This window comes from Terribacillus sp. DMT04 (genome assembly GCF_019056395.1).
GTDB lineage: Bacteria > Bacillota > Bacilli > Bacillales > Amphibacillaceae > Terribacillus > Terribacillus aidingensis_A.
Genome location: NZ_CP077640.1, coordinates 1 through 14,568, shown reverse-complemented (window position 1 = coordinate 14,568; position 14,568 = coordinate 1). Strand labels below are relative to the sequence as shown.

The 14,568-nt window shown below is 35.1% G+C and carries 19 protein-coding genes and 1 pseudogene; 8 read left to right on the top strand and 12 right to left on the bottom strand.

What is annotated here, in order from left to right; all coding sequences use genetic code 11:
* Positions 1–173: 173 nt before the first annotated feature.
* Together KS242_RS18140 and KS242_RS17490 are read left to right on the top strand one after the other, a co-directional pair.
* Positions 174–485, top strand: coding sequence for a hypothetical protein (locus tag KS242_RS18140; RefSeq protein WP_371747653.1), 312 nt, complete (start codon positions 174–176; stop codon positions 483–485).
* Positions 486–761: 276 nt separating this feature from the next.
* The gene (locus tag KS242_RS17490) at positions 762–911 is read left to right on the top strand and encodes a hypothetical protein (protein ID WP_164493409.1); all 150 of its coding nucleotides are present in this window, start codon (positions 762–764) and stop codon (positions 909–911) included.
* Between the two features lie 61 nt (positions 912–972).
* Here the strand turns inward: KS242_RS17490 and KS242_RS17485 are convergent, their stop codons facing one another.
* Positions 973–1,701 carry a polysaccharide deacetylase family protein gene (locus KS242_RS17485; protein WP_217324282.1) on the bottom strand — a complete coding sequence of 243 codons (729 nt, stop codon included), beginning with the start codon at positions 1,699–1,701 and terminating at the stop codon, positions 973–975.
* 71 nt (positions 1,702–1,772) lie between these two features.
* On the opposite strand from KS242_RS17485, the gene KS242_RS17480 reads away from it, so the two are divergent.
* On the top strand, positions 1,773–2,981 hold the full coding sequence (locus tag KS242_RS17480; protein WP_371747650.1) for a Ger(x)C family spore germination protein: 1,209 nt from the start codon (positions 1,773–1,775) through the stop codon (positions 2,979–2,981).
* A 136-nt stretch (positions 2,982–3,117) separates the two neighbouring features.
* Here KS242_RS17480 and KS242_RS17475 read toward each other — a convergent pair whose 3' ends face one another.
* Complete coding sequence (locus KS242_RS17475) at positions 3,118–3,669, bottom strand: cupin domain-containing protein (protein WP_093880075.1); 552 nt, start codon at positions 3,667–3,669, stop codon at positions 3,118–3,120.
* Positions 3,670–3,753: 84 nt separating this feature from the next.
* On the bottom strand, positions 3,754–4,647 hold the full coding sequence (locus KS242_RS17470; protein WP_217324280.1) for a cation diffusion facilitator family transporter: 894 nt from the start codon (positions 4,645–4,647) through the stop codon (positions 3,754–3,756).
* A gap of 609 nt (positions 4,648–5,256) precedes the next feature.
* Here KS242_RS17470 and KS242_RS17465 point away from each other — a divergent pair.
* Positions 5,257–5,346 (top strand): YjcZ family sporulation protein, encoded by a 90-nt coding sequence (locus tag KS242_RS17465; RefSeq protein WP_246823412.1) that lies wholly within the window; start codon positions 5,257–5,259, stop codon positions 5,344–5,346.
* Positions 5,347–5,827: 481 nt separating this feature from the next.
* The gene (locus tag KS242_RS17460; protein ID WP_217324279.1) at positions 5,828–6,622 is read left to right on the top strand and encodes an STAS domain-containing protein; all 795 of its coding nucleotides are present in this window, start codon (positions 5,828–5,830) and stop codon (positions 6,620–6,622) included.
* A 591-nt stretch (positions 6,623–7,213) separates the two neighbouring features.
* Here the strand turns inward: KS242_RS17460 and KS242_RS17455 are convergent.
* A pseudogene (locus KS242_RS17455) lies at positions 7,214–7,445 on the bottom strand (ferredoxin family protein).
* Between the two features lie 210 nt (positions 7,446–7,655).
* Here KS242_RS17455 and KS242_RS17450 point away from each other — a divergent pair.
* Positions 7,656–8,177, top strand: coding sequence for a hypothetical protein (locus KS242_RS17450; RefSeq protein WP_093880079.1), 522 nt, complete (start codon positions 7,656–7,658; stop codon positions 8,175–8,177).
* A 69-nt stretch (positions 8,178–8,246) separates the two neighbouring features.
* Here KS242_RS17450 and KS242_RS17445 read toward each other — a convergent pair whose 3' ends face one another.
* Positions 8,247–8,729 (bottom strand): hypothetical protein, encoded by a 483-nt coding sequence (locus KS242_RS17445; protein WP_217324278.1) that lies wholly within the window; start codon positions 8,727–8,729, stop codon positions 8,247–8,249.
* A gap of 831 nt (positions 8,730–9,560) precedes the next feature.
* Between KS242_RS17445 and KS242_RS17440 the strand changes: the two genes are divergently transcribed.
* The gene (locus KS242_RS17440; RefSeq protein WP_217324277.1) at positions 9,561–10,055 is read left to right on the top strand and encodes a hypothetical protein; all 495 of its coding nucleotides are present in this window, start codon (positions 9,561–9,563) and stop codon (positions 10,053–10,055) included.
* Positions 10,056–10,231: 176 nt separating this feature from the next.
* Here KS242_RS17440 and KS242_RS17435 read toward each other — a convergent pair whose 3' ends face one another.
* Both KS242_RS17435 and KS242_RS17430 read right to left on the bottom strand, forming a co-directional pair.
* Entirely contained in the window at positions 10,232–10,699 is a 468-nt protein-coding gene (locus tag KS242_RS17435) for a hypothetical protein (RefSeq protein WP_217324276.1), read from the bottom strand.
* Between the two features lie 149 nt (positions 10,700–10,848).
* Positions 10,849–11,007 carry a hypothetical protein gene (locus KS242_RS17430; protein WP_217324275.1) on the bottom strand — a complete coding sequence of 53 codons (159 nt, stop codon included), beginning with the start codon at positions 11,005–11,007 and terminating at the stop codon, positions 10,849–10,851.
* Positions 11,008–11,099: 92 nt separating this feature from the next.
* Between KS242_RS17430 and KS242_RS17425 the strand changes: the two genes are divergently transcribed.
* Positions 11,100–11,729, top strand: coding sequence for a hypothetical protein (locus tag KS242_RS17425; RefSeq protein ID WP_217324274.1), 630 nt, complete (start codon positions 11,100–11,102; stop codon positions 11,727–11,729).
* Between the two features lie 303 nt (positions 11,730–12,032).
* On the opposite strand, the gene KS242_RS17420 is transcribed toward KS242_RS17425, so the two are convergent.
* The 5 genes from KS242_RS17420 to KS242_RS17400 form a co-directional block, all read right to left on the bottom strand.
* Positions 12,033–12,296: a hypothetical protein gene (locus tag KS242_RS17420; protein ID WP_217324273.1), complete on the bottom strand. Its 264-nt coding sequence runs from the start codon at positions 12,294–12,296 to the stop codon at positions 12,033–12,035.
* Between the two features lie 92 nt (positions 12,297–12,388).
* A complete protein-coding gene (locus KS242_RS17415) occupies positions 12,389–13,150 on the bottom strand; it encodes a hypothetical protein (protein WP_217324272.1) in 762 nt (253 codons plus the stop codon).
* 12 nt (positions 13,151–13,162) lie between these two features.
* Positions 13,163–13,459 (bottom strand): DUF2325 domain-containing protein, encoded by a 297-nt coding sequence (locus tag KS242_RS17410; protein WP_217324271.1) that lies wholly within the window; start codon positions 13,457–13,459, stop codon positions 13,163–13,165.
* Positions 13,460–13,502: 43 nt separating this feature from the next.
* A complete protein-coding gene (locus tag KS242_RS17405) occupies positions 13,503–13,931 on the bottom strand; it encodes a hypothetical protein (RefSeq protein ID WP_217324270.1) in 429 nt (142 codons plus the stop codon).
* A gap of 67 nt (positions 13,932–13,998) precedes the next feature.
* A complete protein-coding gene (locus tag KS242_RS17400) occupies positions 13,999–14,568 on the bottom strand; it encodes a hypothetical protein (RefSeq protein WP_217324269.1) in 570 nt (189 codons plus the stop codon).

Sequence of the window (14,568 nt, the reverse complement as noted above, 5' to 3'; positions counted from 1 at the left end):
TACATTAAACCATAAAGGAAAGGGGATTAAAAATGACCAATTATGAATATCAAACATGGAATGATCTGGCAGAGGTATCAAATAGTCCTGAGCATTATGAATATCAAACGTGGAATAACCAGTCAGAGGTGTTAAATAATCCAGAAACCTATGGATACGATCAGACCCATCAAGTGGTAGAGCCTGAAGATGTACGACGCATTGGATTCGGTGGGTTTGGTAGACCTGGATTTGGATTCGGGCGACCTGGTTTTGGACGACCAGGATTTGGATTTGGAAGGCCAGGATTTGGTTTCGGGCGACCTGGATTTGGGTTTGGTAGACCGTTTTATGGCGGGTATGGGTTCGGTGCACCTTTTGTGGGTGGATTAATAGGCGGCGCATTAGCAAGCACCCTGTATAGTCCTTACTATGGTGGGTATGGATATCCTTATGGGTACGGGTATCCTTACGGCTACGGCTACGGCTACGGCTATCCATACTAAGGTGAGAATCGATGATCGATCATCACCCTTATGTTAATGCCTATAATCAATATCTGAATCCTTTTGAACACAGGGATGCAATAATCATTCCGGTTCTATCCGGAAGTGCAGGCGCCTTCTTCCCAAATCACCTATTTCACTATAATCAATTTGGCTCGAGCTATTCCCAACCGTATAATCAATATGAAACTAACTATACTCCATATGGTGCTGGATACCCTTCTCATTATATGTGGTACGGGTACTATTAAAGCATGATAATGGAGGTAATTATAAATGGGCGGAGAGTTAACATCAGAGCAAAGAAGCTTGCTTTTAAGTATACTTTCATTAATTGGAACCGGCATTTTATTTGGTGGGGCAATACTCGCATTTTATTTTGCATATAACAACTACGCTTTTGTAGATCCTGATGAAGTTGTATAATGAGTACGCGATTATTGTTTACAATTGACGCAAATATTCCAGAAATGATAAGAGCCCTTCATTATGAAGGGCTCTTATCATTGGCTAGATTTTTCAATTCTGAAATCGTTAATAATGCGTATCCTTTCTTTTTTAAAGCCGGAATTAACCTTTTGATCGCTTGAACTGTCTCGGTTCTATCTCCACCACCATCATGTAAAAGAATAATAACTCCTGGGTGAATATTATCCATTACCTGCTTGTAAATATGATCCGCCGATTCGTGATTCCAGTCTCTTGTGTCCTGTGACCACAGTATTATCTTATGATTCGTATCTACTGCTGCTTTTACAATTTCTTCATTGTAATATCCTCCAACTGGACGAAAGTATAGAGGTTTTTGTGCTATATATTTCATCACAATATCGTCAGTTTGTTTTATTTCTTTTTCTACACTAATCAAGTCAATATTCTGTAATTTTGGATGTGTGAATGTGTGATTCCCAATTTCATGTCCTTCAGTATGTGTTCTTATCAACGTTCTGGAGTCTCTCTTAACATTTTCCCCGATCACAAAAAAAGTGGCTTTCGCATTGTTCTCTTTTAACACATCCAATACTTGATTAGTGTAGGTCCCATTCGGACCATCGTCAAATGTCAATGCAATAACTTTTTTCTTTGTCTGCACTTCCCAGGTGATTTCCCCTGACTTTTCATATTCCTCTTTATTTAGCTGTCCATGTTGAAACCCTAATAAAATCACTACTGTTATTGACATAATTACTGATTTACTAAGATACGCCAACTTCACACCTACTCACCCTTCTTACTTAATCCTTACTTTCCTAAGCAAATATCTTGTTTAGTCTTTCCCAAATAAGGATGATTATTTTCTTTTATATGTCTTTCAAGCTTTGCGCATACTACCTGTATACACTACTTGTGAGCAACTCATTTCTAAAAAGAGGGATACAAATGCAGAAGGTAATCATAATTTTTATACTTCTAGTAATGTTGTGTGGTTGCTGGGATGCCAGACCAATGAAAGATGTTCAACTTGGCATTTTAGCTGCATACGACATAGTTCATGGTAGATACAAAAATTCCATTTTAATTCCTAACATACAAAAAAGTGGTTCGGGACCCACACAACCTTCACCAGCATTTATCTATTCAGCTAACGGAAACACACCATCCGAGGCAAGAAAAAATCTGGATAATAAATTAAGGAATACATATGGTCCATCTCAATTAGATGTTGTTCTGTTTAGTGAGAAGTTAGCTAAACAAAATATATATCCTTACCTTGATGCATTCTATCGAGATCCACGCATGCATTTAGATGCAGTACTTGGATTAGTTAGAGGGGATGCTGCCAAACTAATAAGCACTGCACCAAAATCCGAAGTAGAAAAATCAGAGTATGTTGAGGGCATTTTGGAGTCATTAGTAAATACCACTGAATTGGAGGAAGTAAATGTAGATACAATAAATAAGTATATTTACGAATCAGGTATTGATTTTGTTACTCCAATACTTAAAAAAACGGAGAAAAATGATGAAGTTTCTTATGAAGGCATGGCTATATTTTCAGATAATAAATATTCTGGTGTCGATATTCCCCCGAGACTTTGTACGCTTTCTTTATTAATGCGGGGAATAAAAGGAGATAGAGCTCTAATTACCGCTAAGATAAGGGATAACGAATCTCAAAACCCTAAAAACTACACAACAATATTTGTTGAAAAATTAAAGGCCTCTATGAAAGTACCACCGAATGGAAAAAATATTCATGTTTACTTCAATACAAAGTTGATTGTAGATATTGAGGAATATCCTGCTGATGACTTTACATTAGATGATATCCCAAAGGTTAAAAAAGAGCTTGAAGAAAGTCTCACACATCAAGCCGAGGAAATTTTTGAACTAACTAAAGAAGCCAATGGAGATATTTTTGGCGTGGGAAGGACTTTACACGCTTTTCATAATGACATATGGAAACAATTAAATTGGAAAGAAGATTTCCGTAAAGTTCAGATGCACGCTGATATAGAAGTGAAAGTTAGAACGAGAGGTATTTACAAAAAATAAAATTAATGCTGGAATCTTTTTATGTATCTATATTATTAAGGCTACTGAATTGTTGGCTTTCCTTCGTTAGGTATAGTTAATACTAAAAACCAGCACTAGAAAAACCTAATGCTGGTTTAAGCTTAAATGACTTGATTCATCTTTCCATGTGCATTGCTTGTGCTTTGGTGTGATGTACAGTACCGAATGGGTGATTTGGTGGAGCGTAAATAGAATACAGTTTTAATGGTATACTTCCAGTGTTAGTTACATTATGCCACGTACCGGCTGGGACTATAATTGCGTCGTCGTCCTTAGCATTTCTTTGGAAGTTAAGATTGTTTCTGCTACTCCCCATTTGAACAAAGCCTTGACCTTGTTCAATACGGAGAAACTGATCCACATTGGGATGAACTTCAAGTCCTATATCTTCTCCTGGATTTATGCTCATAAGAGTCACTTGTAAATGTTCCCCTGTCCATATAGCATTTCTATAATTATTGTTGCGTTTCGAAGCTACATTGATATCGACTACAAATGGTTGTCCGCCGTGATCGCGAAAATACATCTGTTCGCGTGTATAATGAGGATGGTTGTTTCCCTCTTGAGGTATCACTTGATTTTGAAAATACCTGTAATCCTGTTGTGTTTCATTATGGTTATATCCATTAAAATATGGACCTAAATGGTTATAAGGTTGATTAAACATACTTTACCCTCCCTTTCTTTCCGTAGCATTTTATGCAAGGAAAAGAAAAGTGTTATTGCCCACTCTTCAATCAGGTTCTTAGAATTATTCCATTCTGCTCAGTTGTTCATCAGGTTCTACATGTACATGAACGTTGTACACCTCATGTTTTTTAATTAACTCAGATTCTACTCTATCTGCAATTTCGTGTGCATTATAGATATCAAGATCAGGTGACACTCTGATTTCCGTATCTATCACAACATTATTGCCATATGTTCGGGCTTTTAAAGTCTTAATTGATTTTACAACCCTAGTACTTTCGATAGTAGCCGTGTAATCCATTAATAAACCTTCATCTATCCCGTCTGTTAGCTGATGAGAAGCATCCCGGAAAATATCCCAAGCAGTTTTACATATCATAATCCCTACCATTACAGCTGCCACTGGATCTAGCCATGGCATATTTAATTGGGAGCCAAAAATACCGACTACTGTTCCGATACTTACTAGTGCATCAGACAAGTTATCTTTTGCAGCTGCTCGGACAGCCTGACTGTTGATTTTCTTAAAAAGTCGATTATTGTACCAATAAACCCCTCCCATGAAGATCGCACCAAAAATTCCTGTATAACCTGCGATTAAGTCCGGAGCTTCTTGATGTGGTTCAAATATGGAAGTCACCGCCTCGAACAATACTTGCAGTCCCACAGCCATCATAATAAATGACGCAACCATAGAAGCAACAGTTTCAGCACGCCAATGTCCATAAGGGTGATTTTTGTCTACCGGTCGTTGGGCAATTTTCAACCCGACTAATACTGCAATTGAGGCAATAATATCAGTGGTGTTGTTCAATCCGTCTGCTCGCAGAGCTTGTGAGTCACTTGTGTAACCAATATACAATTTCAAAACTGACATAAATATATAGGCAACAATGCTCAGATAGGCTGCCCTTTCACCTAATTTCAGGTTTCTTACTTTTTCATCTACAACCATTATTGTTCCTCCTTGTTAAGTACCTAGATAGCTTAACAAGGCTAAATCGAGTGGGTCTATACAAACCTTTTTATGCATATACAGCAAACTAAGACCTTCTAAATAATTTTGCATCCGGCGAAATTATTCGCATATAACTAGGTTATTTTACCCTCTTTATCTTCCTAATTACCTTGTGTGATTTATTTTACTAAAGAAAGCATCTTATTATTTTTTTGCCTTAATTCTAGTTAATAAACCTATTATTCAAGTAGAATCACCATTTGTTCGTTTCAAAATGTACATATTATCCATCTAATATAAGTATTAAGGGGGTGAATTAAAAGTGTTTCACACAAGAAGACCAATTTTTGTCCTCCAGAAAATCGTGTTAGAAATGAATATGTTAAACGAGTCCAACCAATCATTCGCCCAGTTGTCCACGTTAGACGAATAAATGTAATAGATGTACCAAGATACATTGTGAAACCCATTTACAGAACGGAAGTAGTACATCATAGGCGAAATTTCTTTTGTTGATTAATTCCACGCTTGTCCATGGCAAGTAATAATATTAATGCATAAAATATAAGGAGGGTTTATATGAGCAGCTACGAAGGTGGATACGGTATGAGTGCAGGATTTGCATTGCTTGTTGTACTTTTCATCCTACTTATTATTGTAGGTACTTCTTATGTTGGCGGCGGATATGGTTACTAATTCTATTCAAAATTCCTTTCCAGATGAGCTCGCACCTTACACTAATTAATGGTGCCTCGTTCTAGATGATAGAGCAAAAAAAACGCGCTTGGAGCCGTTACCCCTACTGACAGGTTATAAGGAGGGGTCGCAAACCCATTTAGCGACTGATCAAAATGTGGGCTTTAAAGAAGTAAAAAGGACTAATCGCTGAAGCAGTGATTAGTCCTTTTTGTTATCTCTATTAAATAGCGGTTTACTCGCCTACCATACCGTCGTGATCATTATCCCTCATATACTTGTACAACCAATGTTCACTTGTTATTGGGCATACTGAACCCTGCAGTTTTTGCTTCTGCGATTGTAACCTGTCCATTACCGTTTACACTCAGTAAAGTAGGTGTCTTTTTTTGTATTATTAATATAAAGATCATTAAACAAGTTACTTCGCATGCAAAATAGGGTAGAGGGAATACTATGTCATATTATTATAGGAGTTTATATGGTTCATTACACCCATTTCAGAAACTATCTAGTTCAAAATACCAACTTTAACGTAAATAATAAGTTTAAAGATATCGACCAATATTTGTTTATCAAGGATAAAACACAACCATCAAACTTTAACGATAGATTCTGTGATGTATTTAATACTGAAGAGGATCTTACAACTAAGATACTTGAAGATAGGGCAAAAGATTTAAATGACCTATATTACTTTAACTTTCCTATTGAAGAAATTGTAAGTAAGCTAAGCGAAGTAAAATGGTTGTATATAAATCTGGTAGAATCTTTCTGCACTGAAAACGCATTGAGCTTTCACCAAGGACTTAGAATATGCAATTTAATCACTCTCTTTTTCGATCAATTTATTAGTAGACTCACAACTAGTGCTTTTAAGGCATATAATGATTTCATGCTTGAGCAAGAGAAGGTAATCGAATCGCTAGGTTCTCCACTGATACGTTTAAGTATAAATTCAGCCTTAGTTCCTCTGTTCGGTCATATTAATAATGCTCGTGCTGAGAAGATTATTACCTCTATTACACACGAAGTAGGCGAACTACAATTAGACAACATATTTGTCGATTTAACTGGATTGAAGAGCTTAAACAAGGACGCCTCCCGATTTATATCTAATCTTACAGAAACACTGAAAATAATGGGTACAAAAATAGTCATATCTGGAGTACATCCGGATATTGCAAAATCTGCTATGTATATGGGTCTCAATGGTTCAACAGAATCGAAAAGTTCATTACATTTAGCAATCAGCCAAGGTAGGATATTTTCTTAATTTAAAACAGGTTACTACCTTCTACAAATGCGCGACAGAGCTTTCTTAAAACACAGGAAAGCTTTTTTGTATTTAAGATAGAAATAGTAGTGATAGAAACGCTGAAATTACAATCGTTTCTTTTGTATTCTATTATCAGCAGGTCGATATTTCTTTACAACATAGCATAATAATATAATTTCATATAGCATGTAGTTCCTTAATGCTGAGTTTGGACAGTTGGCTGCGTCTTCTTGAATACGTTCTATCTCTCTTTCTAACAACACGATTTCAGACTGCTGCAATTACTATCACCCCTTGCCCTTCCATTTCCCTAACTTCGGAATAATAAGCAATACACAGTGAAATCTATTTCAAAACATCTCTTATTTTGAGATGTTTTTCTTATTAGCTATAAATTGTTCATTGTAGTCACGAAAATTCAAAAATTTGTGCATCAGTTAACTGGATAGGAGCTGGGAGTAGTTATGCAGAAATCACGAATACAAAACTAGATCAATAAATAAAAGCCACCTTCGAGGTGGCTTTTATTATCATATAAACTGAATGTGTAAAAAGGACGATATAGGATATTTTGGTTTGTATGAGATATTATAAAAAGAACTTTCTATTAATCTCAATATATTGCAATTCCTGGATTGGGATATCTTCTTCGTGATAAATTGCTTCAACAGGGCACACTGTTTCACATGCTCCACAATCTATACATATTTCAGAGTTTATATAAAATGTCCCTGCCTTCTTCTATACAATCTACTGGACATACTTCTACACATTCTCCGGCCTTCTCTATCTTACAAGGTGATGTAATAACAAAAGCCATAATAATCTCTCCTATTGATTTAGATGTGTAAATACATATAACGTTCATTTTTTAGACTTTCTGTACCATCTCATATAGTAACTTTCCCAAGGCTAAAATACTTAATGATTAATGAAAATCCCAATCTTTCATGTTAGAATAAACAGAACTGTTAAAAAATTGAAATGATTATTTTGAGGATTCGTATAGTTATGAAGGAGTGTAAAATATATGAAGTTAAAAAAATTACTTTTTCCAATTTTCTTAACAACTACACTGCTCTTTGTTGTTGGTTGTAGTTCAGAAGCATCAAAAATACAAGAAAAAGATGCAGATGTTGTCCAAACAGTACTAGAGAACAACTTTAATGGCCCTGAAGAAGAAGTAAGAGAAATGATGAATGACGTTAATATTGAGGGAATAGTCCAATACGAAGAAGAACTATTAAAAGATTATTTTGCAAGTGACGAATTTTATAAAGAATACACGTCTACTTACGGATCATTGTTATGGATTGAGCCAGTAAGAAATAATTATGAATTAAATGTTACAGACATAGAGGTAGAGAGTACGGAATCAGAAGATAACGTATATGATTTTACAATGAAAATTGAGTACAAAAATATAGACGGAGATTCATCAGGTGAAGAAACAATTACAGGACAGGCTGATTTGAATGAAGATCACCTGCTTGAATACATGTTAATTAGAGTAGACAAACTAATGACAGAATTAAGTCAGCCTAATATGTAAAGTAATTAAAAGAACTCTCCCTTGTTAAGGAGAGTTCTTTTGATAAGATGAGTTAAGTTGTATTAATTATTAATACCAAATGTATGAATCCCATCCACGATTTCGTAAAGAAGAATTGTATCCTACGTAATCTGGATATTTCATGACATAACCTGTACGAAGTCGGAATCCAGGAGTATCTGTTCCATATGTACCAAGTTTAGTCGCCCCCCAAGAAGGGTTATGCTGAACTACCATTGTCTCCAAGCATTTGCTACATTGAAATGCATATCCCACTTTAAGAATTACTTTCCCATTTTGTCGAATTTCACCTAGGGAATGTGGTGTCATTGTATGCTTTCCACCCCTAGGGCATGGAATATACTGTACAGTAAACTCCCCCTCACCTTCATTGGCTTCAGAATGGCTATGTTCTGAATGCTCTGTGTTTGATTCTTCATGAGAATGACTATGTTCTGTATGTTCTGCGTTTGATTCGGCATGTGAATGACTAGGCATAAAAGCTATCAAGACCATCATTAAAACTAAAACACTAACAAAAAATTTCTTCATTAAGAAACCTCCTATATGGGTTACAAAATTTATTCTACATATAATTACAAAAACCTTCCTTATTTGGAATTAATTTTAAATTAATGTAGGCATTATGAATAGAAAATTATAAAACAGTAACCTTTGCTATTTAGGTCTCGATACTTAACTATTCCTTAGTTTTCAGCACGAATAAGTGCAAATAATGAACTGGTGATTAGATTGTAGCTACAAATAGTAAAATCTATTTTCCTGATTTTAACGAAACCATTGGATGCTGATGGAATAGCAAAATTCATTAACAGTCTTCATGAAAAATATGGAGAGTATAGGACGTGGTGCAATTACATTTAGTAATGGAATGGGTAATGCTAATAATAATTGCGTCTCAGGGCTTTCTAGCAACTCAGGAAAGTCATTTTTGGCACATATAAAAGCAAAAATTCCCCTAAAAGGGGATTAGGCAATCCAATTTTCAAAAGATGGAATCAGTACTTGTAAAGGCCTCTACTTTATCGCCTCACTTTGGCAGTATAGAAGGGGTTCGACCTTTCTACAAGGAGTAGGATGTGATGCGAAGTTTACAACGGATAACATAATAAATATAAGTTAAGGTGTACGCAAGTGGCACTATATGAACAATCTCCTTCATAAGATACATCCATTAATCTTTAGTCTCGTTAACTATTCAATCCTTTTTACTATCCACAAAAGTGTACTTTTCTGAACGTGTATTTGAAAACATCAATAAGAGCTAGTTAAACAAATGAAGGTTTATTATTTAAAGTGGATATATTCGATTGTAATTTAGTTTACAATAAATAAGTAGTTCATAAATAAATGAAGGCGATGGTGCAAGATTTGGGTAGATTTAGAGAGACATTAGAGAACCATGCTTTAATAGTCATTGTTGGAGTAGCTGTTGCTTCGGTTGTAGCTACCTGGTTAGTCTCTGAGAATATAAGAGTTAATCCTATACAAGGAGATTTAGATCAAAAGAAAGAAAAAATAGTTGAGTTAGAAAAAAAGATAGAGGAATATGAAGAACAAGTGGAACTTGGTAAACTAATTGTCTATGAGGAAACCTGGCATAAGGTTGGAGACACGTTTACAGTGGTAGAGGGACAAGTATCTATTAAAGTTAAAAGCGCGTATAACATGGATGATGCTGAGTTTGTTGTGGATGCCCCAGGGTATGAATTACAGGTAGTAGAGGCTGGACTTGAGAAGAGGGCAACTTTCAATTACGATGAAAAGCAATATTTAATTAACATTACAGATGATAACAGTGATTCGTATTTGGATGACGACGAAATAAAGATATCTATATCAGAACTCATTAAATAATAAATAGATACGGAGCTGCTACTTGCAGCTTCTTCAGATAATATCCAACAGTAGATGTTATATATTGGACAATAACTTAATAACTATGTTTAGACGTACTTATAAATGCGTCACAGGGCTTCCTAGCAACACAAGGAAGTCCTTTTTTACGATAGAAAAATCTAATTTTAATTCAATCAGTACCATGCTTTACTTTTTACCTCAACTCTATGATCGGAGAAATATTTGCTGCAGGTTTCAGTAGTCAGCTTAAGCAGCTGATCCGTGCTTAATCGGATACTACCTTTGTTTGATCTATATCTCCAATGAAAAACCCTAGTAGTAACTGATTCACGCTTCATTGTAATATTTATGCCGCGGTACATTTTCATATCTTCCAGCAGGATATCCATTACTCCCTCGATAAGCAATAGTAAAAAGCTGCTAGTTGTCTTTGATTCAAATCCTACAGAATTATTAATGGTATTGTATGCTTTTATATCCTTCTGTAAGATCTCTGTTACCTCATCAATAAGCCAAGGTAAAAAATCACCAGATTCTTGATTCATCTTACCTAGCAGTTTAAGATCAATCTCACAGTTTTTGTATGCAAGACTTAATCCAATATACCGGAGGACATATTTAATCGTATGAGGATCTTTCATTAGTACTCTCCCCCTAAAGGTTTAAGTGATGCGAACGTGCGATTGTATTTATCTAAAGTATAATACAAATTCAGGGATAAAAAAAGCTACTCATTTTGGAGTAGCATAAGCAGAATTGATAATTCCATACAAAGATAAGTCTCTCTAAATTATTTACTTTTCTTTTTTGTTTTCAAAGGTAGGCCGTACTTTTTGCTATTTTCGATACATTTCTTTGCAATATCTGCTGCTTGTTCTTTTGTCATTTTGATGGGTAACAACTCCATATTCCTTTTACATGAAGTATGACCAAATTTCATTAATCTCATACATAACTCCCCTCTCTCCCCCATATATTTAGATTAAGTTTGGGACACTAAGACACTGTCCTAACGTTAATTCGAGTGGAGGGACCCCAAAGATGAATGGAGAAGAGGTTAAAAAAAGAAAAATCAGATCAGATAAGAAAAGAGATATCAAGCCGACTATCTCCCTTGATCTGAAGAATTGCATTTACCGCCTTTCATATATTACAAACATACCCGTCAAAGATATAGCTGAAATTCTGTGTACCAAGGGATTACAATCAAGGAAAGTAATCGATTATTTAGCTCAGTTCTTTAGAAGAGATTATGAGTTTAAAAGTACACTTTACTTAGGACAGTATGAAGGGGCATCGTTGCAAGGGAAATATCAGTCTGGAAGAAATGAGCGTATAACAACACGATTTCCTCAGGATACCTACAATTACATCACAGCCTTGGCCTATGCCTTAGATGTTACTCCATCAAAAGCTACTTCATTCTTGCTAGATGCTAGTGTGAAAAATACGAGCCTATCCGATAGCATTATTAAGCTGCATTTAAGCGAACAGTTGGACAATAGTAGAATGAATGAACTTAAACAAGTACTTAAATATATAAATGAAAATAATCCATACAACGAAGAACTTTCATGGATGAACCTAATATCGCTAATCATGGATGAAGTAAAGGATAATACAATGAACCTTAAGCTTAAAATATCCTCTTGGATTGATAGACATAAATAAAAAGCGGTAGCTACAACTAACTTCATACCTACCCTTATGGACTAAAGAATAAAGATATGGCTAAATGAAATGACTGAAGGTTATGGTTGGATAGGAGTGGTTAATGAGAGAATATCAGGAAAAGGTCGCGTGTAGTATCCAGTGCACAGAGAAGAGGACAAACTCTAAAGAGTTTGTCCCTCTTTATAAAACATTCCAATATAGGGTGGCGAAGCTATATGTTAGCCTTAAAAGGCTCCCTCCCTCTGATTAAGTCTGGGACACTAGGACGCTGTTCTAAAGATAATTCGAGTTGAGGTGCTATTATGAGGAAATCGTACAATTTTGACGTGGACTTACTAGTTCGATTCTCAGAATGGAATTAGTCGTATATGTTCTTTCCTTAACAAAATCAAAATAGATATAAGTGTTATCGTTGATTATTTTAAGAACATCATTCCTTAGTTCTTCGCTGCTCTTGCCCTCATTGTATTGATATGTCTTAGTTATATCCCCATGTAATGAACCATCCCAATCGAATAGTCTTCTTTCATTGTTGTTGAATACAAATACTACTTGTTTACTCATAAAATTAATCCCCCTTATAATTAATAAACTCAATATATTTATCGGATTTTATTATTACTTCTGTAGAATGGACATCTCTAAAGCTGTTTTTTCTAACATCCCCCCACACTATTACGTCTTTTCCAAATTAATGACTCGGGTTCATAGGAGAAGTACTTGAAGTATTTATCGAATAGGACAACTGTTATCTTTGTATCATCTATCTTCTCAAAATTTATGTACATGACCTTTTCTCTTTTTACAGCAAATTCTATCTTTCCGTAAACAAAATAAGGCATGCGTGGGATCAACTCATCATTCCAAAGCTTGTGGTGTAAAGACTTTTGGCCAAGGATTAATTCAGATATTGGGATCTTAAATCCCTTAACACTAATTATAATTGAGCTTAGAATGTCTAGGTCATTAGAGATAAATAATTTATATACTGATTTTAAAGAAGTAACTGTTTGTGGTGTGCTGCTATCAGGTTTTACTTTTACTCTTTCTACAGCTCTACTTTTATCTTCTGCTGCTCGCTCAGTTGATTTACTTATGTAATCGGGATCCATCTTATTGAAGTTTAATCTAATGATGTTTTCTTTAAAGCCGGTACCTATGAGATCTTTTTGATAGTCTTCTATCTTTAGAAGTGATTCCTTAAAATCAAGTGTTCTAAAAAAGCCGCAATCATGACTATGCTTTGAATTATGTTTTCCTGAGGTTTTAAAATAAGGGGATTTTGTTTCTGTTCCGGATACATAAATCACCGGTGCTTTACAAGATCGATCAATACAATATACTTCGCTGCCGTGTATGCTTTCAATATATTCTAGAGCATCTATTACTTCACCATTATTTAAGTACGCCGTTTTCATACTATTCATCTCCTAACTCAATTCTTCAATGCATAAGCTTATTGCTCCAGAAGCCCCCATCTTATGAAAGAGAAGTTTTTTATTTAATCTCTTACAAACCTCTTTCACGCAATCCATACTTACATGACCGCAAGCTCCATAGAGGCAGACAACAATATCGGATTTTTTAATGATGTTCTTAAATTCCTTCTTATTACCTCCATTTCTCGTCTTACCATTATGGAAAAGGACACTACATCCGTGCTGTTTAGCTAATTTTTTTAGTGTAGATTCATGAGATCCACCGAAAACTGCAATTGTTTTATTCATAAGAAAACCTCCTATTTATAAAACAAATATATCATAAAAAGAACTAATTGCAAGTATCTATTGGAGGATTTTCTAAATATTGCTCATGTAGGTAACTAGCTACAGACGAGACATAAAATCTCTTTCCCTCAATGATATCTTGAACTGCTCGGACTAGATCCATTGTAAGGATGTTTTTAGTTGCATAGCCTTTTACATCCATCTTTAAATATTCTAGTGCTGTCTTTTTATGAAGTTCAGATGATAAGATGAATACTTTACCCTCTTTATTCAAGTGTCGATCGATTACAATTTGAGCTATTTCCGGATTTCCGAAGGGCTCCACTATTAACAAGTCAGTACTGTTGGGTTCCAGTTCTTTAAAATTATAAATGTCGAATGATTTTACCTTAATACCTGTAAAGTGTATCTCCAAGATGTTCTTGATTCCTTCTCTATAACTAGATTGAGAATCTAGGTGATAAATGTTCAATATTAATTAGCTCCTTTAAATATAAAAACCCCAAAAGATAGTGCAATGCACTTCTTTTGGGGTGTCCCTAGTCATTTTTATTTAAAAATGAGATGCTACCGTTAATTAAAAAGCCATATTGGCCATAACCCTCAGCATCTACAATCCAAGCCATCCTGTTAACTATTGCTTTAGATGCATTATGGTTGTGTAATGGTACAGGGCTCTTGTAGATAGTCTTTCCAGTTGGATTTTCAATATCTTGTACTAATCTGAGCCGCTGCTTAGAATTATTGATAATCCAGCAGCCATATTCTCTATCATTAGATATAAACCAATAAGCTCCAGGTAGTTCAGGCTTAATTCCTGGAACAAAAGGATAATTACTTTCCGAAATATTAGAAGGATTAATCATTGTTGTTAAATCATCGATATGATCAATATTTACTTCAAAGTCATCTTCAATTAATCTGCCCCTAATTTTAATATCCTTAGATTTTGTCCAGAAGATATCTCTGCATCTGGAAGCATCATCGTTGAACGGGTTAGCATCCTTGCCTAACCCACAAGAAGCGGTCACCGGATCAAATAACTCGCAGCTGTTTCTGCATGAAATATGATCTTGTTTCGTATTGTCTACAACTAATTTAAGTACCAT

Coding starts and splice junctions, on each gene's coding strand:
- KS242_RS17420 (WP_217324273.1), bottom strand. CDS start 12,296: ATGAGTAAACAAGTAGTATTTGTATTCAACAACAATGAAAGAAGACTA.
- KS242_RS17490 (WP_164493409.1), top strand. CDS start 762: ATGGGCGGAGAGTTAACATCAGAGCAAAGAAGCTTGCTTTTAAGTATA.
- KS242_RS17465 (WP_246823412.1), top strand. CDS start 5,257: ATGAGTGCAGGATTTGCATTGCTTGTTGTACTTTTCATCCTACTTATT.
- KS242_RS17410 (WP_217324271.1), bottom strand. CDS start 13,459: ATGAATAAAACAATTGCAGTTTTCGGTGGATCTCATGAATCTACACTA.
- KS242_RS17450 (WP_093880079.1), top strand. CDS start 7,656: ATGAAGTTAAAAAAATTACTTTTTCCAATTTTCTTAACAACTACACTG.
- KS242_RS17475 (WP_093880075.1), bottom strand. CDS start 3,669: ATGTTTAATCAACCTTATAACCATTTAGGTCCATATTTTAATGGATAT.
- KS242_RS17460 (WP_217324279.1), top strand. CDS start 5,828: ATGGTTCATTACACCCATTTCAGAAACTATCTAGTTCAAAATACCAAC.
- KS242_RS17400 (WP_217324269.1), bottom strand. CDS start 14,568: ATGGTACTTAAATTAGTTGTAGACAATACGAAACAAGATCATATTTCA.
- KS242_RS17425 (WP_217324274.1), top strand. CDS start 11,100: ATGAATGGAGAAGAGGTTAAAAAAAGAAAAATCAGATCAGATAAGAAA.
- KS242_RS17445 (WP_217324278.1), bottom strand. CDS start 8,729: ATGAAGAAATTTTTTGTTAGTGTTTTAGTTTTAATGATGGTCTTGATA.
- KS242_RS17430 (WP_217324275.1), bottom strand. CDS start 11,007: ATGAGATTAATGAAATTTGGTCATACTTCATGTAAAAGGAATATGGAG.
- KS242_RS17480 (WP_371747650.1), top strand. CDS start 1,773: ATGATTATTTTCTTTTATATGTCTTTCAAGCTTTGCGCATACTACCTG.
- KS242_RS17415 (WP_217324272.1), bottom strand. CDS start 13,150: ATGAAAACGGCGTACTTAAATAATGGTGAAGTAATAGATGCTCTAGAA.
- KS242_RS17470 (WP_217324280.1), bottom strand. CDS start 4,647: ATGGTTGTAGATGAAAAAGTAAGAAACCTGAAATTAGGTGAAAGGGCA.
- KS242_RS17435 (WP_217324276.1), bottom strand. CDS start 10,699: ATGAAAGATCCTCATACGATTAAATATGTCCTCCGGTATATTGGATTA.